At 44.4% G+C, this 20761-nt stretch carries 23 protein-coding genes; 10 read left to right on the top strand and 13 right to left on the bottom strand.

Annotated features, from left to right (window positions below; genetic code table 11):
- Positions 1–2: 2 nt before the first annotated feature.
- Together R8N47_RS03035 and bolA are read right to left on the bottom strand one after the other, a co-directional pair.
- Positions 3–1343 carry a Na(+)-translocating NADH-quinone reductase subunit A gene (locus R8N47_RS03035; RefSeq protein ID WP_005380264.1) on the bottom strand — a complete coding sequence of 447 codons (1341 nt, stop codon included), beginning with the start codon at positions 1341–1343 and terminating at the stop codon, positions 3–5.
- 473 nt (positions 1344–1816) lie between these two features.
- Positions 1817–2125, bottom strand: a complete 309-nt coding sequence (gene bolA, locus R8N47_RS03030) for a transcriptional regulator BolA (protein WP_005380262.1) — start codon at positions 2123–2125, stop codon at positions 1817–1819.
- A gap of 243 nt (positions 2126–2368) precedes the next feature.
- On the opposite strand from bolA, the gene R8N47_RS03025 reads away from it, so the two are divergent.
- From R8N47_RS03025 to R8N47_RS03010, 4 genes are all read left to right on the top strand, one after another.
- Entirely contained in the window at positions 2369–3523 is a 1155-nt protein-coding gene (locus tag R8N47_RS03025) for a methyltransferase (RefSeq protein ID WP_005380260.1), read from the top strand.
- Between the two features lie 32 nt (positions 3524–3555).
- Entirely contained in the window at positions 3556–4125 is a 570-nt protein-coding gene (locus tag R8N47_RS03020) for a YajG family lipoprotein (protein ID WP_005380259.1), read from the top strand.
- On the top strand, positions 4125–4670 hold the full coding sequence (locus tag R8N47_RS03015) for a peptidylprolyl isomerase (protein WP_005380258.1): 546 nt from the start codon (positions 4125–4127) through the stop codon (positions 4668–4670). Before R8N47_RS03020 ends, R8N47_RS03015 begins: the two co-directional genes overlap by 1 nt.
- Before the next feature lie 71 nt (positions 4671–4741).
- Entirely contained in the window at positions 4742–6094 is a 1353-nt protein-coding gene (locus R8N47_RS03010) for an AmpG family muropeptide MFS transporter (RefSeq protein ID WP_005380257.1), read from the top strand.
- Positions 6095–6157: 63 nt separating this feature from the next.
- Here the strand turns inward: R8N47_RS03010 and R8N47_RS03005 are convergent, their stop codons facing one another.
- The 4 genes from R8N47_RS03005 to R8N47_RS02990 are packed head-to-tail and all read right to left on the bottom strand — an operon-like array spanning position 6158 to position 9394.
- The gene (locus tag R8N47_RS03005; protein ID WP_005380256.1) at positions 6158–6817 is read right to left on the bottom strand and encodes a ChrR family anti-sigma-E factor; all 660 of its coding nucleotides are present in this window, start codon (positions 6815–6817) and stop codon (positions 6158–6160) included.
- Complete coding sequence (locus tag R8N47_RS03000) at positions 6814–7398, bottom strand: RNA polymerase sigma factor (RefSeq protein ID WP_005380255.1); 585 nt, start codon at positions 7396–7398, stop codon at positions 6814–6816. Before R8N47_RS03000 ends, R8N47_RS03005 begins: the two co-directional genes overlap by 4 nt.
- Positions 7399–7442: 44 nt before the next feature.
- Positions 7443–8801 carry a DUF4397 domain-containing protein gene (locus tag R8N47_RS02995; protein ID WP_064354246.1) on the bottom strand — a complete coding sequence of 453 codons (1359 nt, stop codon included), beginning with the start codon at positions 8799–8801 and terminating at the stop codon, positions 7443–7445.
- Positions 8798–9394, bottom strand: a complete 597-nt coding sequence (locus tag R8N47_RS02990; RefSeq protein ID WP_064354247.1) for an LON peptidase substrate-binding domain-containing protein — start codon at positions 9392–9394, stop codon at positions 8798–8800. Before R8N47_RS02990 ends, R8N47_RS02995 begins: the two co-directional genes overlap by 4 nt.
- 323 nt (positions 9395–9717) lie before the next feature.
- Between R8N47_RS02990 and R8N47_RS02985 the strand changes: the two genes are divergently transcribed.
- The 4 genes from R8N47_RS02985 (at position 9718) to csdA (ending at position 13369) form a co-directional block, all read left to right on the top strand.
- Positions 9718–10563: an outer membrane protein OmpK gene (locus R8N47_RS02985; RefSeq protein ID WP_005391741.1), complete on the top strand. Its 846-nt coding sequence runs from the start codon at positions 9718–9720 to the stop codon at positions 10561–10563.
- Between the two features lie 108 nt (positions 10564–10671).
- Positions 10672–11562, top strand: coding sequence for a 2-dehydropantoate 2-reductase (panE, locus tag R8N47_RS02980; protein ID WP_213913774.1), 891 nt, complete (start codon positions 10672–10674; stop codon positions 11560–11562).
- Positions 11559–12158, top strand: a complete 600-nt coding sequence (locus tag R8N47_RS02975; RefSeq protein WP_006742560.1) for a DJ-1 family glyoxalase III — start codon at positions 11559–11561, stop codon at positions 12156–12158. The genes panE and R8N47_RS02975 overlap by 4 nt, the downstream gene beginning before the upstream one ends.
- Positions 12158–13369: a cysteine desulfurase CsdA gene (csdA, locus tag R8N47_RS02970; protein WP_025768229.1), complete on the top strand. Its 1212-nt coding sequence runs from the start codon at positions 12158–12160 to the stop codon at positions 13367–13369. Before R8N47_RS02975 ends, csdA begins: the two co-directional genes overlap by 1 nt.
- Before the next feature lie 33 nt (positions 13370–13402).
- On the opposite strand, the gene R8N47_RS02965 is transcribed toward csdA, so the two are convergent.
- The 5 genes from R8N47_RS02965 to R8N47_RS02945 all read right to left on the bottom strand — a co-directional run bounded on the left by R8N47_RS02965 (position 13403) and on the right by R8N47_RS02945 (position 17822).
- Positions 13403–14323 (bottom strand): GGDEF domain-containing protein, encoded by a 921-nt coding sequence (locus tag R8N47_RS02965; RefSeq protein ID WP_042521375.1) that lies wholly within the window; start codon positions 14321–14323, stop codon positions 13403–13405.
- A gap of 309 nt (positions 14324–14632) precedes the next feature.
- Positions 14633–15061 carry a cysteine desulfurase sulfur acceptor subunit CsdE gene (gene csdE / locus R8N47_RS02960; RefSeq protein WP_064354248.1) on the bottom strand — a complete coding sequence of 143 codons (429 nt, stop codon included), beginning with the start codon at positions 15059–15061 and terminating at the stop codon, positions 14633–14635.
- Between the two features lie 19 nt (positions 15062–15080).
- Positions 15081–15890 carry a tRNA cyclic N6-threonylcarbamoyladenosine(37) synthase TcdA gene (tcdA, locus tag R8N47_RS02955; protein WP_005380241.1) on the bottom strand — a complete coding sequence of 270 codons (810 nt, stop codon included), beginning with the start codon at positions 15888–15890 and terminating at the stop codon, positions 15081–15083.
- Between the two features lie 99 nt (positions 15891–15989).
- Positions 15990–17093: a murein transglycosylase A gene (gene mltA, locus R8N47_RS02950; protein ID WP_005391723.1), complete on the bottom strand. Its 1104-nt coding sequence runs from the start codon at positions 17091–17093 to the stop codon at positions 15990–15992.
- Positions 17094–17366: 273 nt separating this feature from the next.
- Positions 17367–17822 (bottom strand): DUF2850 domain-containing protein, encoded by a 456-nt coding sequence (locus R8N47_RS02945; RefSeq protein WP_064354249.1) that lies wholly within the window; start codon positions 17820–17822, stop codon positions 17367–17369.
- Positions 17823–17984: 162 nt separating this feature from the next.
- On the opposite strand from R8N47_RS02945, the gene argA reads away from it, so the two are divergent.
- Both argA and R8N47_RS02935 read left to right on the top strand, forming a co-directional pair.
- Positions 17985–19322: an amino-acid N-acetyltransferase gene (argA, locus tag R8N47_RS02940; protein WP_064354250.1), complete on the top strand. Its 1338-nt coding sequence runs from the start codon at positions 17985–17987 to the stop codon at positions 19320–19322.
- 416 nt (positions 19323–19738) lie between these two features.
- Positions 19739–19927 carry a hypothetical protein gene (locus R8N47_RS02935; protein ID WP_081248196.1) on the top strand — a complete coding sequence of 63 codons (189 nt, stop codon included), beginning with the start codon at positions 19739–19741 and terminating at the stop codon, positions 19925–19927.
- Positions 19928–19975: 48 nt separating this feature from the next.
- Here R8N47_RS02935 and R8N47_RS02930 read toward each other — a convergent pair whose 3' ends face one another.
- Positions 19976–20347 carry a hypothetical protein gene (locus R8N47_RS02930; RefSeq protein WP_064354251.1) on the bottom strand — a complete coding sequence of 124 codons (372 nt, stop codon included), beginning with the start codon at positions 20345–20347 and terminating at the stop codon, positions 19976–19978.
- 26 nt (positions 20348–20373) lie between these two features.
- Complete coding sequence (locus R8N47_RS02925; RefSeq protein WP_054577573.1) at positions 20374–20748, bottom strand: hypothetical protein; 375 nt, start codon at positions 20746–20748, stop codon at positions 20374–20376.
- Positions 20749–20761 lie beyond the last annotated feature (13 nt).

Here is a 20761-nt window from a genome sequence, read left to right as displayed (position 1 = left end):
AATTACCCTTCCTTCTCGATAGTATCTAGGCATTCACGAAGTAACGTACCGTACTCGTACTTACCTGGACATACAAAGGTACACAATGCTAGATCTTCTTCATCCAGTTCAAGCGCACCCAGTGCTTGAGCACTGTCTGTGTCGCCGGCACATAGATCACGAAGCAGCAAAGTAGGCTCCATATCTAGAGGCATTACGCGTTCGTAGTTGCCAATTGGAACCATTGAACGATCACTACCATTGGTCGTCGTTGTCATATTGAACAACTGACCTTTGAATACGTGACCAAGGAAAGAGCGAGTTACCGAGAACTTATTCTTACCAGGCATTGCCCAGCCAAATAGTTCTTTTTCACGGCCTTCACGTAATACAGAAACCTGTTGATGGTAACGGCCAAGGTATGCGTGTGGACCAGTTGCATGTGTACCTGTTAGTACTGAACCAGAGATCACACGAACTTCGCCAGGCATCAGCTCGTTATCTGTTAGGTCATCTAAGCTTGCACCCATTACGGTACGAACTAGACGAGGGTTATTCACAACTGGGCCAGCTAGAGACACAACACGATCTGTGCATAGCTCACCAGTTAGGAACAGCTTACCGAACGCGATAACGTCTTGGTAGTTGATGCTCCATGCCACATTCTCTGCATTTACTGGGTATAGGAAATGCATGTGGGTGCCAGCAAGACCTGCTGGGTGAGGGCCATCGAAGACGTGTTCTTCTACGTTAGACTGTGAAGAGCGTGGCAAGCTAGTGCCAGATTTACATACGTAAACCTTGCCTTCTGTCAGGGCTGAAAGAATGTCTAGACCAGCAATGAATGCTTCTTGTTGCTCATTAATGATCAACTCAGGCTTAGCTGCTAGTGGATTAGTATCCATTGCAGTTACGAAAATAGCCTTAGTAGAAGACTCGATTGCAGGAACCTTGCTAAACGGACGAGTACGTAAAGCGGTCCATAAGCCAGAGTCAACCAACTGAGTCTTGATCACTTCACGATCTAGACCTGAAAGTTGAGCGGCTTCGAACTTATCAAATGTCACCTGCTCTTCACCTGCCACTTCAATCACTACAGATTGAAGGACACGTTTAGCGCCACGGTTAACTTCGATCACTTTACCGGCTGCTGGTGCAGTAAATTTCACGCCTGGGTTCTTTTTATCTTCAAAAAGAACTTGCGCTTTTTTCACTTCATCACCAACGCGGACATGCATGGTAGGTCGCATGCCAACGTACTCTTCGCCAAGCAAGGCGACTTTTTTGATGGTCTTACCATCATTAATCACCTGGGATGGAGTTCCTGCGATAGGAAGATCCAAGCCCTTCTTTATTGTAATCATACGCACTTGCACTACTTTTATCGGGAAAAAGATTCTTTTGATTGCGTAACTTTTAGACACGACATCAGTGTCCGGTTTTGATGTTGTTTTAAACATCAAAATCGCAACATCCTATTAAAAATCTCGTCACAAGGAATACGCGAGATTTATCAGGTGCCGTAGTCTAGCATTTTTTAGGAACTTGATGCCATGATCAATCATTAGAATAGAGGGGTTATTTCGGTAGAATCAGGTCTAAAAGGTCAAAGAATAGTCATAACTTTGACCCATCGCACAAATGCCATATTCCATACATATCTTATGGAAAAGTGATATTCATCGCCTGAAATATTCTGCAATTTCCATTCATTTGTTGAAACACTGTTAACACATTTTTTAACCAGAATTTGTGCCACGTTAACGTCCCTAAAGAATGTAAAACGAAAAAAGATGGCCTTAAGCCACCTTTCTCTGCACCTTTATATCTTGCGTTTTTAGTGACCACCACCCATACACATCGGGCTATCAGGGGCGCCATCTTGTTCACGCTTCCACTCTTCATCAGTATATGTATGAATAGCTAATGCATGAATGTGGTTGTCCAGTTCATCTGCCAAAATTTGATGAACTTGACGATGGCGCCCAATCAAACGCTGTCCCGCGAACGAATCACTCACAACAATCACTTTGAAATGACTCTCTGAGCCTGGTGGCACATTATGCATGTAGCTCTCATTAATGACTTTGAGATAGCTGGGTTGCAGCTCACTGTGTAGTTTCTTCTCTATGATTTCTTGGATCATATTCGTTCCTCATTGATGCGAATTCCATAAGTATATACCTAAGTAAAGCAGACATGCATCACTCAAACGTCACTCTCATTATTGACGCACTTTGTAGACATATTGTCTCAAGGCGCTTGACTCCACGAACATGTCTAAAGAGCAGCCATCACTGAACTCGTAAAATTTGACAGCTTTTTGTATCTCGACACGTCATCATTTGCGACAATAACACTTAATTTCTAAATCAACTTACATTTAGCTATGAAAACCGAACTGAACCTTCACGAGCGAAGCTTAACACTTCATCGTTTCCCAAAACGTAGTAACGAAACGCTACAAGCGTGGGATGCCGGTGATGAGTATCTTATTAATCATGTTGAAGAGCTTGCTTTGCCAGACAATCAAAACATCCTCGTGATTAATGACAGCTTTGGTGCCCTCTCCTGCTGGTTTTCGGAAAAGCACCATGTAACGCTAATGAGTGATTCATTCATCTCACATAAAGGTGCACAGCAAAATCTCGAGCAAAACCAGTGCAATAAAGTAGCGTTTGCCACCACGATGGACCTCGTTCCTGCCAATATTGATCTCGTCTTGCTGCAACTGCCCAAAAGTAACCGCCATCTAGTGTGGATACTAAGCCAATTAAGAAAGGCGCTACCGGCTTCCTGCCCCGTCATTGCAGTCAATAAAGCGAAAGACATTCATACTTCGACGCTAAAACTGTTTGAAAAATACTTAGGCGAAACAAAAACATCTTTGGCCTGGAAAAAGCACAGATTGGTGTTTTCTCAAGCAACAGTTGAGCCTACGATTGAAGTAATGCCTTTCACGACTTGGCGCGTTGATGGCGAAGATATCGAACTCAAGAACATGCCAAATGTCTATTCAGGAGAAAGTTTAGATTTAGGTGCACGCTTTATGCTGCAGCACCTGCCTCAAGACCCTTCAATAGACAATGTCATCGACCTCGGCTGCGGCAATGGTGTTCTGTCTGTTAAATTTGGTCAGTTGAATCCAAATGCTCGGCTAACATGTGTTGATGAAAGCTTTATGGCGCTTGAGTCGGCAAAACAGAACCTACGCGACAACCTTGGTGAAAATAGAGACATACAGTGCATAGCGAACAATTGCTTGGACGGTTTTAAACACAGCAGCAGCTCTATGGTTATGTGTAATCCACCGTTTCATCAACAACAGGCAATCACCGATCATATTGCTTGGCAAATGTTCTGTGATGCTAAACAAGTATTAAGTGAAAATGGCCGTTTACTGGTTATCGGAAATCGTCACCTCGGGTACGACGCAAAACTCAAACGTCTGTTTGGCGATAAAAATGTGAAACTTATCGCTTCCAACAATAAGTTTGTGATTTTACAGGCTACAAAAAATCCTGCTAAATTAAGCGCAAAATAAGCTTTAGCAAAATAGTTAAAAGGAATAATAAAATGAGAAAATTGGTACTTGCGGCTTCGGTTGCGTTGCTTGCTGCGTGTTCAGCCCCTCAACAACCTCAGCTGAACCTGATGCCAGAAAGCACATTGAGCACCAATCCAATTGTTCAAGGCAAGACTTACAGTTTGACCAGCAAAGATGTACGTGCAGCGCAGTACGTGGCGTTGGTGGATAACGGCCGTTCGAACATTCTTCCTCTTCATGCTAAACAGAATTTACGTATTGCGTTAGAAGAAGCATTAGAGAAGCAATTCTCATCTCAAGGTTTCCATGCGGATCTAAACAGCAACAACGCGATTGAATTGAGCGTTCAAGAAGCGTTGGTCAACGTGAAGCATTCGGTGATGGAAAATGAGATGGATGCTAAAGTTGTGCTGGAAATCACAGCAGAGACACCTGAGGGCAAGCTAGTCAAAACTTATACAGGTACAGCAAAGCGATCTGGCACATTGAGTGCTTCTGATGCCGATATTGAAGAGACATTGAATGATGTGGTGACATTGACGCTTAAAGAGATTGCCAATGACCCTGAGCTTCGTCAGTACATGCAGGAGCGTTTCTAATGTTACGCAAAGCGATTCTGTCCTTAGCACTACTCAGCTGCAGCGTTTGGGCTGGACCAAAAGTAGCGTTTGAAACGACACTTGGTTCATTTACGGTTGAGTTAAACGAAGAGAAAGCACCTATCACTGTCGCTAATTTTCTAAAATATGTAGAAGATGGGAGCTACGAGGGTACTATTTTTCATCGTATTATCCCAGGCTTCATGGCACAAGGTGGCGGCTTTAACCAAGATATGCAGATGGTGAAAACATACGCGCCAATCAAAAACGAAGGAAATAATGGTCTAAACAATGACCGTGCTACCATCGCCATGGCACGAACCAATGCACCAAACTCTGCAACTCGTCAGTTTTTCGTCAACTTAGTCGACAATGACTTTCTCAACTATGGCGCTCGACCACCAGGTTATGCTGTATTTGGTGAGGTTACTGAGGGGTTCGACGTTATCCAGAAAATGGCTCAGCAGCCGACCACGACGGTAGGCCGAATGCGTGATGTACCAGAGACGCAAATCGTCATCACCAAAGCTACACTACTTAAATAGCCAAAACGATAAGCCCTTTGAATAATCGAAGGGCTTTCTCTTTCAACGGCTTCATTTTATTGGATTGATTTATGTCTTCATTACCTTCCATCACTTGGTTGGAAACGGTAAAAAGTTACCTCGATAAACGACTCATGTGGGTTTTCATGCTGGGCTGCTCTAGCGGCTTTCCGTGGGTTCTTATCGGTTCAAACATGTCAGGTTGGCTAAAAGATGCCGGCTTGACCCTCTCCGCAATTGGCTATTTTGGTAGCGTTTTTGCGGTCTATGCGATCAACTTTCTGTGGGCACCTCTGGTTGACCGCGTGAAGCTGCCAGTCCTCTTTAGACTGCTGGGGCAAAGACGTAGCTGGATTTTCTTTTGTCAAAGTATCGTACTCGTCGCTACCCTATTTATTGCCGGTGTTAATCCAGCGGAAAACTTGGTGTTTGCGTCACTACTCGCCTTGTGTATTGCAACGGCTTCAGCGACACAAGACATCGCAATTGATGCTTTTCGTATTGATACTTTCCCAAAGTCAGAAGAGTCTAAACTGCCTCAAGCTTCTGCAATGGCGGTCATTGGCTGGTGGACAGGTTATTCACTACCGGGTTATTTAGCGTTTGTTAATGCTGACAGTGTCGGTTGGAATGGTGTGTATTACGGGATGGCGGTGATAGTCGGCATTCTAATGGTCTTTACGATTTTAGTCGGTGAACCTAAGACTCAACGCGAACAACTTCAGTCTGCCGCTGAACAACGCCACAAAGAAGTGGTTGGTTCGAAAGTCGTAGCTTGGTTTACCGTGACTGTTGTGGAACCTTTCCTTGATTTCTTTAATCGCAATGGTGTCCGTGTCGCGATTACTCTGTTGCTGTTCGTTTTCCTATTTAAAATTGGCGAAGCGTTTTTGGGCAGGATGTCGATCGCGTTCTACAAAGATATTGGTTTTAGCAATGAACAAATTGGCTATTACTCCAAACTGATTGGTTGGGGAGCCACCATCTTCTTTACTTTTGTCGGAAGCATGTTCAACGTTAGGTTTGGTATTGTACGTGGATTAATGATCGGTGGTATTGCTATGTCTGCCAGTAACTTGATGTTTGCTTGGATTGCTTCGGTAGGCCCAAACGAGCACTTGTACTTAGCCACGATTATTGTCGATAACTTTACGACTGCTTTCTCAACTGTCGCTTTTGTTTCATTTTTGACGATTCTAACCGGACAAGCATTTTCGGCAACTCAGTATGCGTTGCTTGCTTCTCTAGGAAACTTCGGACGGACGACTCTTGCTTCTTTCAGTGGCGAGCTAGTGGATTATCTTAATGATTGGAGCACATTCTTCGTGCTTACCGCTGTCATGGTCGTGCCAAGCTTGATTATGTTGTACTCGCTACGACATTACTTTGATGCTCTATTGGAAAAAGCACGTCACAAGCATTAACGAAACATATAAAAAACCACCGAATTCGGTGGTTTTTGTTTTGCGAGATATAAGATAAGAGGTCTATGGGTATAACCCTTTACCAAACATATTAAATATACGTGCCACGCCTTGAGTAAAGATCATCGGCTCAGTCAATACGGTTAAACACAAGCAGTCTTCTCCGGCCTTAGTGTAAGGGCTGTGCTTCACTGATGCGTCTCTAATCATCAAATCGCCCTCTTCATATTGGCCATCCTCGTCACTAAATCCGCCATGCAGGATCAATGTAGACTCCAGGCCTTTGTGCGTATGTTGAGGAATTTGCACATCTTCCCCGATGTACATTAAGCTGACACGAGCGTCTTCCCCTAGGTCAATCTGAGCACTAAAAACCTTGCCTCCGTAACTTCTCCATGACCCTACGAGGTCAGAGAAACGCGCTAGAGTTTTAGGAAGAGCGAAACTTTTTCCTGCGACATTAACAGCAGCAGAGTCGCGGATCACGATATTATCAGTCGCTGGCTCCGCATTGATGATGTCATTAAACATGTCGTCAAATTCAGAAACATACTCAGAAGGTATGTCACTTACGATGTTCGCTTGACTTGCTTCGACTTGGTTCACATAAGCTCGGCACTTGGTGCATGTTTCTAAATGGGTTGCGACCACAAGACCAGAAACCGCATCAATGCTTCCCGAAGCGTATGCTTCTAACAAGCTGTTATCTGGGTGTTTGTTCATAGTTGCTCCGTATGCATTGAATGCCTTAGCTTTTCTACTGCAAGCCTCAGCCTGGATTTTACAGTACCGAGGGGTATATCAAATAATTCCGCGACCTGTTGATGAGGTAGCTCTTCAAGATATACCGCTTGTAAAACATCTCTCTGGTTTTTCGGTAATATATCTAAAAACTTAACCACCTGTTCTTTCAACATATCTTGTTCTGGTGAATAGTGATCAACAAGATCAGGTGGATAATACTCTGACGGCCAAATGTCATCAGAATGAATGTGTAATTCCTTACCTTTCTGTTTTCTCAGCAAATCAAAACAAAGGTTTCGGATTATGGTATATATCCAAGTCGATAACGCGCTCTTTTCACCATCATAGAGGTGCGCTTTCTGCCAAACTGTCGCCATGGTCTCTTGCACCATCTCCATAGCAACTTGCTCATTACCAACATGTTTGTAAGCGAATTGCTTCAGCTTGGGTGCGTAAAAACGGAATACAAAAGCGAACGCATCTTTGTCTCGAGCCTTCACTTTATCCATGTAATCGTTCCAATCACTGCGCCCCAGTTTTTTCGGGCTATCACTCATCATAATCGGCCTTAATTTGTGGGAGGAGTCTCCTCCTCCCATTCGTCCTAATCGGTCACGTCATCGACCAACAAGTTGAAACCACCGTTGTTCCCATCATCAATGGCAACGACTTGGTACACAACACCGTTCATTACATTGACTGGTGCTGAGTCAACCGCAACAATACTTGGGTTACCAGCCACTGTTACCGTTACATAATATGTACCTTCAGCGACATATAATCCTTGTACGCTATTTTTATACGCAAAATTAGCAATAGTTGGATCACTTCCATCTATTCCTGCACTCGTAGTGAGGTAAATATCCACCATTTCCGCTATAGGATTAGCCGCAGCGTGTGTCACATTCAATGTCGCGCTAGTCGCCACAGCGCGTCTCATATCTTCAATAACCAGAGCTTCGATATCAATCGCTGGGCTAACAACACCGACTGCATAAACACTGTAATCCATTCCACCTGCAACCATTAACCCGTCAACATCTATGATCGGATTGGTTGTTGTGCCATCCACGTAAACGTCAATATCGTAAGCGCCAGCAGCAAGATCCAAATAACCACGAATCTCTTTGAACGCTAAGTCGGCAAGAGGAGCGAAGGCCGCCCCGTTAACGTTAACATCGACGACTGGCGCTCCATCGACAAGGTGTCCGACTCTTACTTCAGCTTGGCTGCCCATATCTTCAATTATAGAAGAGCCCGAACCGTCCAACACCAAGAGTTTGACAGGTGACGTGCTATTCGAATCTCCTGTGCCGATAGCGGCAATCGTCAAGTTGGAATTAGCCGCAAGAGGTACTGTGCCGGAGTCAAAAGCAACGCTGTCTCCTACGGCAAGTCGAACTTGATACTCACCAGCTGGGATGTTCAATACGTCGGTAGAAGCTTTGTAAGCAAGGTTAGTTATTGGAGTCGCGCTAGCAAGAGCAACACCTGGCTCAGTGACATAAAGATCAACAGCAGGAACGCCTGAAGCTGCATGAACAACTTGAACATCTAGACTATTGGCATCAGCCATTGAATCGGCGCTGCGAGTCACAACTAAAGGCTCAACTGGGTTTGGCGAACCATCGGCATCGCCAACAACGAACACGTTATAATTGAGGTCGGAATCAAGATCTAGTTCTGTTTTAGGTATTACGGTCGCGGTTTCATTACCTGGGAGCTGAACATCGACCTGAATCGAATTCATCCCCTCTCGCAATTTAACGTAGCCAGATCCCACACCATAATCAACATTCGTTAATGATGGTTTATCGTTGATCCACACATTTGCAAGCGGCGCGTCAGAAGACGCGTGCACTGCTTGTAAATTGGAATACTCGATAGTGTCACTGTCGGAGCCACACGCCGCCAGTCCTAATGCCGCCGCCATAGTTAGCGCAGCTCTGCCAAATCCTTTCATATCCTTGCCTCTTTGTTAGTCGGGGCTTCTATGGCTTCTGTCAGAAATTGCAACGCAGGAATGCAGTTCTCTGCGCCAACGAGCTGTTCGAACAGATTGCAGTCTAAAGGAAGTAATTCAAGCCAGCGCTGGGTCACCCAAGCTGAGTCATCGTAAAAACGATGCTGGTAGAGGTTTCCAAGTTGAGGAAACTCTTTATAAACATGGGATAACTGCTGGCTTAAATAGAAGAAATCTGGTGAGTTGTCTGGATGTTGCCAATTGTCTAACCATTCGACCTCTGCATGGCGTAAGCCGTCCGCATCTGCACGAACTCGTTTGACAACAAAGCGTTTCTCACCAGCGACTGTAATACCAAGAAGACCATCACTGAGTGTTTCAAAATCAACGATCCTGACCAAAGTTCCGATAGATGAAACATTTCCCACGTCTTTAGGGTCACCTTCACTACCTACTAGGCAAACTCCAAAACCCACATTTTGTAGGCTACATTCCTTTACCATTCGCTTATATCGTGGCTCAAAAATGCGCAGATTCATTTTACCCTCAGGGAGTACAACTGAAGTGAGTGGGAATAACATGACTTCTTTCATTCAAACGTCCTCTTTGATTCACGGATACATACGAATCCCTTATCACTCCGATCACTAACGATTTATGTTGGTTAATCGACTGGCTTAAAAAGTCATAAAATCGCTTACGAAAACGATCCAAATCACACATTTATTGCAATCAAATGCAACAAACAAAAAGTTCCGTAAATAAAGATAATTTCGTGACACAACTCACCAAAAACGTTCAGTTTTGCACCCTTTATCACTTTCATTTGGGATTTTTATCGCTATTATTCCCGCCAATTGGAAAGCGCAGCATAGATTGCGTGTTCTGAATCATTACAAACATAGAGAGTCCCCTTATGCGTAAATCACTTTTAGCTCTTAGCCTTCTAGCGGCTACTTCAGCTCCAGTTATGGCGGCAGATTACTCTGACGGCGATATCCACAAAAACGATTACAAGTGGATGCAGTTCAACTACATGTACTCAATTGATGAAATGCCACGAGTTAAAGGCGCTGACGACAACGCTCACGATTACCTAGAAATGGAATTTGGCGGTCGCTCTGGTATTTTCGACCTATACGGTTACGTAGACGTATTTAACCTAGCGACTAAAGATAACCAAGATAAGTCAATTGAGAACGGCGCTCCTGACAAGATGTTCATGAAATTTGCACCACGTATGTCTCTAGATGCCGTAACTGGTAAAGACCTATCTTTCGGTCCAGTTCAAGAGCTATACATTGCATCTCTAATGGAATGGGGCGGTAACAACGGTGGTGTAAACAACCAGAAAATCGGTTTAGGTTCTGATGTAATGGTTCCTTGGTTAGGTAAAATCGGCCTAAACCTGTACAGCACTTACGATGGCAACAACAAAGGTTGGAACGGTTTCCAAATCTCGACTAACTGGTTCAAACCATTCTACTTCTTCGACAATGGTTCATTCATTTCTTACCAAGGTTACATTGATTACCAATTCGGTATGGATGATGATGCTGGTAACAAATTTGGTACTACCGCGTCAAACGGTGGTGCAATGTTCAACGGCATTTACTGGCACTCAGATCGCTTCGCGGTTGGTTACGGCCTGAAAGCATACAAAGAAGTATATGGCGTAAAAGACGGTCTACAAGTTGCTCCAGGTGTTGAGCTAGAATCGACTGGTGTAAGCCACTACCTAGCTGTAACTTACAAGTTCTAATTGAACCACTAAGTTTGCTCAAAAATGGCGCCTTTCGGCGCCATTTTTATTTGCTTTCCTTTTTTCCCTCATTATCCTTGCAGCAAACCTTTTTAATGAGAGCGTTTGGTGAATATCCTTATCCTCGGTCCAGGTGCGGTGGGCTCACTCTGGGCAACAAAATTTAAGCTTGCCGGGCACAATGTTTCATTGTGGGGAAGAAGTTCAGAGAGACAACAACCACTTCAGTTGGATGACACACCCGCAATCGTATTCAGTAATCAAGATATTTCCTCCGTAAATCAAGCGGACCTCATTTTGATCACGGTCAAAGCTTGGCAAGTGGAAGACGCCATTCAGCCTTTGCTCCCTCATATCAATACAGACACGATTATCATGCTGATGCACAATGGTATGGGTACTGCCTCTGCCTTGGAGAAGGTTGTGCCAAACAATCCGATAGTGCTCGCAACAACGACGCACGGCGCATACAAACCAGATAACCAACACGTATTGCATACCGGTCACGGAACAACGCAAGCGGGTGGTTATAATGACAAAGGAATGCAGTGCACTTTTCTGAAAGGTGTTATGCATAATGCCCTTCCAGAGGCCATTTGGAATCCACACATCCAATCTGCGTTATGGACTAAGTTAGCGATCAACTGCGCGATTAACCCACTGACTGCGATTCTCCAGTGTAAGAATGGTGAACTTGCGAAGCCCGAGTTTAAGATACAACTCGAAAGCATCACTCAAGAACTGGTTGAAGTAATGAGTAAAGAAGGTATTGCTATCGAGTTTCGCTCTCTTTTCGATACGGTAATGCAAGTGGTGAACGCCACAGCTGAGAACTATTCTTCAATGAGGCAAGACGTATTCCATCAACGTCGAACGGAAATTGATTTTATAACCGGATACTTGTTAAAGGCTGCCGAGAAACATCGTATCAATACGCCTGAGAATTTAAAACTTTACCAACGCATCAAACAAATAGAACAAAGCTGGACAGAACAATGAGTAAGAAAATCTTAGTGCCAATAGCTCCAGGCACCGAAGAAATGGAAGCCGTCACCGTTATCGACATGATGGTTCGCGCGGGTTATGACGTTACAGTAGCGAGTGCTGCTTTTGATGGCTCATTGACGATGAAAGCTTCTCGCGGAGTCACACTAACTGCCGATTGTAAGCTAGTCGATATCGCTGATGATGAGTTTGACGCCATAGCGCTTTCTGGTGGTGTTGGTGGTGCAGAAATTTTTCGTGATAGCACGGTGATGATAGAAATCCTTAAGCAGCACATATACGAGGGAAAATTGGTCGCTGCTATCTGCGCAGCACCGGCGTTGGTATTGCAACACCATGATCTTTTCCCACAATCACTGATGACCTGTCACCCGAGCTTTCAGTCACATATCCCGGAAGAGAAGTGGCGCAGCAAACGCGTGACCTTTGATATCAACCACAACCTGATCACCAGTCAAGGTCCGGGTACAGCTTTAGAGTTCGCGATGGAAGTAATCATTCAACTCTCAGGTAAAAAACACGCATGGTCAGTTGCTGAACCAATGATCCCTCTGCCTACTCTGCACTACCACAAGCTTGGTGAAGAATAATGTTTGACGTAAATGCTGTACGCGAGCAATTTCCTGCTCTAAACCAATCCGTCAACGATACGCCCTTAGTGTATCTAGATAGCGCAGCGACAACGCAAAAACCGCAATGTGTGATTAATGTCATCAGTCATTACTACAGTGCGCAAAATGCCAATGTTCACCGTGGCAGCCATAGTTTAACGGCTAATGCCACCAGCCAATTTGAAGCGGCACGAGAACGAGTGGCAAGCTTTATTGGTGCAAACAGCTCTAAAGAGATCATTTGGACACGGGGCGCAACCGAAGCACTGAACTTAATTGCTCAAACCTACGCCCGTAGCACGTTACAACCAGGTGATGAGATCTTGATTAGCGAGATGGAGCACCACGCCAACATCGTGCCCTGGCAAATCGTGGCAGAGCAAACGGGTGCTAAAGTCATTAAAGTTCCGATGACATCAGATTGCCAGTTCGACATCAGTGCATTTGAGGCGCTTCTGTCTGACCGCTGTAAAATTGTTGCTTGCGCGCAAATAACCAACGTAACAGGCACACGCCAACCTATAGAAAAAATCACTGAACTGGCGCACAACGTTGGCGCGGTTATTGTAGTTGATGGCGCGCAAGGCATCGTACATGAGCAACTTGATTTATCGGCATCAGATATCGATTTCTACGTTTTCTCAGGTCACAAACTTTATGCACCAGCAGGCATTGGGGTTTTATACGGCAAGCTTGAACTTTTGGAAGCCATGCCACCATGGCACGGCGGCGGTAAAATGGTTGAACGCGTTTCTTTCGAAAAAACGACGTTTTCTGCACTTCCTGGAAAATTTGAAGCGGGCACACCAAACGTTGCGGGCGCGATTGCTCTAGCGAAAGCCATTGAGTGGTACCAAGGTTTTGACCATCACGAAGTAGAGACTCATCTCCATGCGCTTCAGGATAAGGCCTACCAAGCACTAAGCGCTTTGGATGACATCCATATTCTAGGCTATCAACCGAATGCCTCTGTACTGACCTTCGTAATGGACGGCGTTCATCACCAAGATATTGCGACGCTGCTCGATCAACAAGGCATTGCGGTACGAGCAGGACACCACTGCGCTCACCCATTGATGGATGCGCTAAATGTGAAAGGCACGGTACGCGTCTCTTTTGGTATTTATAACACGACGAGCGATGTGGAAAGACTCATCGCCGCCGTAGAAAAAGCCGTCGACATGCTATAACGCCAACGGTTTGATTTGGAGTAACCAACAAGGTTACTCCATCTGCCTATCCAGAGTCGCCACGCAATTTCTGCCATTTCTTTTCGCAGCATAAAGCGCTTTATCTGCATGCGCATACAAACGTTTGGTGGTTTCATTTCTGCCTATTTCCACCACGCCTACACTCACCGTGACCGGAATTTCAATCTTTTCAAATTCGAACTGACAATTTTGAATGTGGGAACGTACTTCCTCTCCTACCTCTTTCGCCGCCGACAGAGAAGTTTCTGGCAAAATAATCGCAAACTCCTCCCCTCCGACTCTTGCGAAAATTTCGTCTTTGACGAGTAAGTGAGAAACCAAATCAGCTAACGTCTCTAAGACATAATCCCCCGCATCATGACCACGTTTATCATTAATGACTTTAAAAAAGTCCAAATCAAACAATAACAACGCGGAGTGATAGTTCGGCTCTTGAGCTTTAATGACCTCTTCTGTGAGCTTTTCGAAAAAAACACGTCGGTTGTAGATATTGGTGAGAGCATCTATTTGGCTTTGATGGCGAAGAAGGGTTTCAACTCGGTGGCGATTGGAGATGTTGCGTGTAAGAATAAGGACAACGCGACGACCCCGGTATTTTATAGCGAGTGGGCAGATCTTGCCTTCGTAGTATAGGTCGCCTCTTGGCCCACTGTTAGCATCTATTCCCTGAATGCTGTCGGCGCACATCTTGTACTCGATCGTCACAATACTGTCTTGTTTCAGTGACCGATTTATCTGTTCGATAAACCAGTCGGCTTTATCTTTTTCAAGTACGCCGTGAAGTGTCTTACCTATCAAATTGCTTCCATCGTGATAGGCTTTTTTATCTGTTCCTCCAAAAACATCAATATAGATACCATCTTCACTCAGAATAAAAGTGGGGTCTGGCATTCCGGATAACACGTCTTGCGCATGTTCCAAGGTGAATTGCATATAGGGAGGTTCCTAGCATTTGTATCTAAGTAACCCAATCGCTTCCAAGTGTGTTTCCACATTGGGGAATAGGAGCGAATGGGGCATATGTCTATTATCTAATATAGACAAATTTTAAATACAATTGAGTTTATAAAAACCAAGTGGGCAATATAATGAACCAGGATCAATAGAATGGTTAATTAACGCTAAAATAGTCGACCATTTGCATGCTTTTTATCCATATGCAAAAAATATCTCAACTCAGATACAAAAAACGCCAAACAGCTAGGCTATTCGGCGTTTTTTAAGAATTGGGAAAATGACTCGTTACACGGCGGTTTGCTTAATCTGCTCTACAATAGCTTTCAAGCCATTACCACGTGACGGGCTTAAATGGGAGACAAGCCCCATCTGATCAAAATAAGCATCAATATCAAAAGCTTGAATTTGATCGGCCGTTTTTCCGTCATAAGCCGCCATCACCAAGGCAATCAATCCACGGACGATACGCGCATCGGAGTCCGCACAAAAATGCCAAACGCCATCTTGCTCTTGGCTCACTAACCACACCAAGCTTTCACAACCCGAAACGGTAACTTGTTCTGATTTCAGCTCTTCTGGCATTTTTGGCAGCTTTTTACCCCACTGAATAACCTGACGGTAACTATCTTCCCAGCCTTTAAATTGCTGCATAGTCGCTACAATGTCTTCGCTGGTGATATCTGTACCAAATGGAGAAACGGGAAAATCTGTCATGATGCGCTCTTCTTCTAGTTTACTTCTTATATTTTGAAATCAACTTCTCAACGATTCGCGATACTGCGACAAAGCCAAACGTTGCAGTTACCACAGTCGCCGCCCCAAAGCCGCTAGCACAATCCATACGTTTTGGACCTTCCGCTGTCGACTTCACACCACACACTGAACCATCTGCTTGAGGGTACTTCAGCTGCTCGGTTGAAAATACGCAATCAATACCAAACTTACGAGCCGGGTTCTTAGGGAAGTTATGATGACGACGCAGGGTGTCTTTGATTTTCTTCGCTAGAGGATCTTGGATCGTTTTCGTTAAGTCAGCGACCATGATCTGCGTTGGGTCAACCTGACCACCAGCGCCCCCCGTGGTGATCACTTTGATCTTGTTGCTGCGGCAATACGCCAACAAAGACGCCTTCGCTTTTACGCTGTCAATGGCATCTAGCACGTAATCAAACTCTTTGCTTAAGTACTCATGTTGATTGTCTGGCGTGATGAAATCATCAATCAGATTGACTTTACACTCTGGGTTGATCAGTTTGACACGCTCGGCCATCACTTCAATTTTGCTTTGGCCAACGGTGCCCGTCATCGCATGAATTTGGCGGTTAATATTCGTGACACAAACATCGTCCATATCAATCAGAGTCAACTCACCGATCCCCGTACGAGCCAGCGCTTCCACCGCCCATGAACCTACGCCACCAATACCAATCACACAAACGTGTGCAGCGCGAAGAATGTCCACTTCGCTGTTGCCATAAAGACGACGAGTGCCGCCAAAGCGTTGATTGTAGCTGTCAGATGCTGGGGTATCGAGTTCACGCATTTTGAAGTCCAGATGATCGATAGAAAAACAAAGAGTGCGATTTATACGCACTCTTTGATGAAATGTCTAGATAAGAGAGTGTTCCTCTTTCTTGGGTCGCTATTGTAGCTTTTCTGGCGGCAAAGCCCAAGGCGCTTGAGTTGGTGAGTTTTCCAGCCCAAGTTTCCAAACTCGACCAAAATGCTTGTAGTGCCCAGCTTCCGTTCCTGCTCTCGCACCAATGCCATGATACAGATCCAAATGGTTCTGTTTTACCGCACCACCAGTGTCTAAAACGATCAGCATTCGCAGTTGATGCGCACCGCTCCACGTACCATCCGCATTCAGCAATGGTACTTCCGCCAAGATTGGTGTCCCCATTGGTAAGATAGAACGGTCACCCGCGACCGCCGCCATTGGCAACAAAGGAATACCAGCCGACCCCGTTACTGGCGCTTCCGCTTTTGGCGCAAAGAAGACGTAAGAAGGGTTTTGCTCCAACAACTCGCGAACTGTCGCATCGTCGTTGTCCATCACCCACTCTTTGATTGCTTTGAGGGACATTTTTTCACGCGGCACTTCACCACGTTCAATCAAAATGCGGCCAATACTAACGTAAGCTTTATTATTTTTCCCTGCGTACGCGAAGTACTCCAACGTATCATCATCTTCAAAATGCACATAGCCACTGCCCTGCACTTCCATCATAAACGGGTCAATACGGTTAGGCGCATAACCTAGCACTAAACCTTGGCCATCTAATGCCCCGTTGTAGATCTCCGCGCGAGTCGGACAATCTGATGAGCAGTTTGGCTTGCCATAAACTGGGTACTTAAAAATGTCGTTTGGTGTATGACGCAGCTCCATCACGGGAGAAAAGTATCCGGTAAACAGCACATTACCTTTTTTATCACCACCACCTAATTGCGCGGCTTGAATGCCAAACGCACTCAACGCACTGGTATCTCCGCTCTGTTGCGCCCACTCACTTAATCGTTGATATAGCGGTTGGTATATCTTCGCCATGGATGGTGACTTTATCACCACTTGCTCAGCTTGCTTGTTAAATTCAGTAAAATCGCGTGGTTTGTTAGACTCAACCACATCCACTTGATTGAGGATCTGAGGAAACTCACCATCAAGATACTGCTGAGCACGATCATTTTGTTGAGCACAGCCAAAGAGTAGGCTCAAAGAGATAATAGGAAGGAGTTTTTTTAACACGTGTCTTTTCCGTAAAAGAGAATAGCAAAAGGATGGCAAACAAATGCATACGGTGCAATTGAAAAGCAACGACAAAATGTTTCAACGCTAAGCCAATCCGTTTACTCGTTGTGAATTCATTCAGTTAATACAACATGATAGCAGCGGAAGAATTACGGAATTGTCCGGATTATGTTTGAAAGTAAGATTTACTGATTGAGAGATGAAATTGTGATCATCCATGTGACTCACAGACGCAAGAGATCTCTGCTTAAAAGACAATGATAAAAACGACTATCTCACCGCAATCCTTGCACGCCCCTCTAAACGGAATACAGGTACATAATGTGCATTGGCATCCAGCTTCATTTCTGCATGCTGCTTACCCACAAAATTGAAGTGCCGCTCATTTGAACCCACTCGATACGAAAACGAATCCCCATCGAATTCAAAACTGGTCGCCACTGTAGAACCATTTACGGTAACACCGCGCTCACTCAACACAAATTCTTCACGAGCATAAGGCGCAACATCTTGCTCAACCCAGCGACCATAAATTGTCGATTTGGGAATGGGCGGATTAATGGTTCGAGTAATCAAATCACTATACAGCATGCACACGACAACGGTTCCAACTATCGCTATAAGTATGAGAGAACGCTCTAGCCACTTACGAAGCATTGATTTAGATGACGTTTTTGACAGATTTGAAGCAGTGATCGCAGCATTCTTATTAACAGCAGAAGACATGAGGTTCACGTATTGAGGAAAGACGCCACCATTGTAACCTTCCCTCTTAACGGGACCAAGAACCTACCTCAATATGTTTGTGCTTTATTCCAAAATTTCACCTTGCCATCAAGTGAATAAAAAGGCATTATTTTGACATAATTAAACAAAGGAATGGCTGTAGTGAAAATTCGTAGTACTGCTCTCGTAAAAGGATTCCGTCAATCAACACCTTATGTCAATGCTCACCGCGGAAAAACCATGGTGATCATGCTGGGCGGAGAAGCCGTCGCACACAAAAATTTTGGCAATATTATTAATGATATCGCACTCATGCACAGCCTCGGAATCAAAGTCGTGGTGGTGTATGGTGCACGTCCTCAAATTAATCAGCTGCTAGAAAAACAAGACCTCACTACGCCTTACCACAAAAATATCCGCATTACGGATGAATCAGCTTTATCTGTTGTTATGCAAGCTGCCGGACAACTTCAGCTTGCGATTACTGCGCGCCTATCAATGAGCCTCAACAACACTCCGATGGCAGGTACCCAGCTCAATGTTGTTAGCGGAAACTACATCATTGCTCAACCACTCGGCGTTGATGATGGTGTGGACTATTGCCATAGTGGACGTATTCGCCGCATTGACACCGACGCGATTAATCGCACGCTAGACCAAGGCTCTATTGTGCTACTTGGCCCCATTGCGAGCTCCGTGACTGGCGAGTGTTTTAATTTATTATCGGAAGAAGTCGCCACCCAACTAGCGATAAAGCTGGGTGCGGATAAGCTGATTGGTTTTTGCTCCGAACAAGGTGTCATTGATGACAACGGCAATGCTGTCGCCGAGTTACTACCAATTGAGGCGGAGCATGTCATCAAAACGCTTTCTGAAAATACGTCTCCTGACCTAGATTACAACACTGGGACACTGCGCTTTCTTAAAGGCTCTATTGCCGCTTGCCGTGCCGGAGTACCTCGTAGCCACTTGATCAGTTATAAAGTAGATGGCGCCTTAATTCAGGAGTTGTTCTCTTTCGACGGTATCGGAACCCAAGTCGTTATGGCGAGCGCTGAACAAGTGAGGCAAGCTAATATTGACGATATTGGCGGTATCTTAGACCTCATTCGTCCTTTAGAAGAACAAGGTGTACTCGTTCGTCGCTCTCGAGAGCAGCTAGAGCAAGAGATTGGAAAATTTACCATCATCGAAAAAGACGGTTTGATTATTGGCTGCGCTGCCCTTTATCCATACCCAGAAGAGCGTAAAGCTGAGATGGCTTGCGTAGCGATCCACCCTGACTATCGTGATGGAAACCGAGGTTTGTTACTGCTCAACTACATGAAACATCGTTCTAAATCCGAAACCATTGATCAAATCTTTGTCCTCACGACACACAGTCTGCATTGGTTCAGAGAGCAAGGTTTTTACGAAGTCAATGTCGACTATTTGCCTGGAGCCAAACAAGGGTTATATAACTTCCAGCGTAAGTCCAAAATCTTAGCGTTAGATTTATAGCTTAACCTTAAATCAGGGAGCGAAACTTAACGTTCCACTATACCAACTAACCTCAAAGGGCAGGATTTAGTTCATTAACGCTCAACCCTGCACATCGAGCTTGTTTAGGAACGAGTTTGTTGAGGAGTAAGGCCACACATAAACCCTACTCCGGACTAGCGGGTCATCATGTAAACCCAACTTAGAAATGCGCAAACCATTGCTTGATTTTTGTTCCAATTTTATCTTTTAAATATACATTTGGTTGGCTATACTCTGCTCGCTAGTGATTGGTTTTTAACCAATACGAATGGATCTAGGTGATGTAATTAGCCTTCACCCTAAAATACTGGGCAATTGAAAAACTAGTTAGCTCCGTATTGCACACCAAGGACAGTTGTTAATCTGACTTTAAATAAGCCGAGACGAGCACTGTTATGAGAGTAATCATTTGTAATTCGCTTCAAAGCTTCTGGGATATGGCTGACAATCAGTTTTTAGAAGGCCTAGACGTCCACTGTGTTTTCCCCGTAAATGACGCTATCCGAGATTTTATTCTTGCTTATCAACAGCAATACAAAATACGCAGCGTGTCTTTTACCAATGCGTTTGCAAAACATGCATAAAAGAAGACCGAGCCATAAGCTCGGTCTTCTTTTACGTACGTAATCAATTCAAAACAAAATCATAACCAACAAAGATGCAAAAATAGTGACTACGATAAAGATTAAAATAGTCCAGTACACTACCCCAATACTTATGAACCACTTTGGGCAAACTCTACGAATATCTGTTAGCTTTCTTTTTTTGGCCAACTTAGGAAATGCAACTGCGGCAACAAGGGCTAATCCATGTATTAAGGCCCCAAAGTGAAATCCAGAAACTAAAGCAAGCTCAATATCTGTATAGTGCTCACTAGTATACGCATAGTGCTTTACTTTTTGCGGCGTGATAACAATAAGCAAAATACCTATTATCAGGTACCAAAAAACTAACAAAGCACCTGCAAAAAAAAATGTAATAAAAGAAACTTCTAATAACTGCAAACTTCACCGACCTTCTATTCCAGCTCTCAAGTAATAGACATCCAAACCACCATTGAGCCTAAAGTGATCATAGCTAGAAGCAATAAAACGCTTATATAAATACGGCAAATTCCGATGAATAGACCGGAGCAAACTTGATGAATATCAGCAAAGCCCCTTCTCCTCGCTAAAGTTGGTAAAGCGACCGCCGCAACTAAGCCTACACCATGTACTAAAGCACCAAAGTGAAAACCCGAGACTAAAGCTAACTCTACTTCTGAATAATGTTTCGGATTAAAAGCAAACCGCTTCACCTTTAGTGGTATAAAAAATATAAAAATTGCTCCGATAATAACGAACCATAAAAACGTGCCTCCTCCGGCGATAAAGAAGGTTAGAAAAGACGAGTCGAGCAATCCCATATTCAGCTGCCTT

The sequence above is a fragment of the Vibrio sp. 2132-1 genome, from assembly GCF_033344315.1.
The sequence above is the reverse complement of the archived record's forward strand: the minus strand, read 5'-3'. Positions and strand labels throughout refer to the sequence as shown.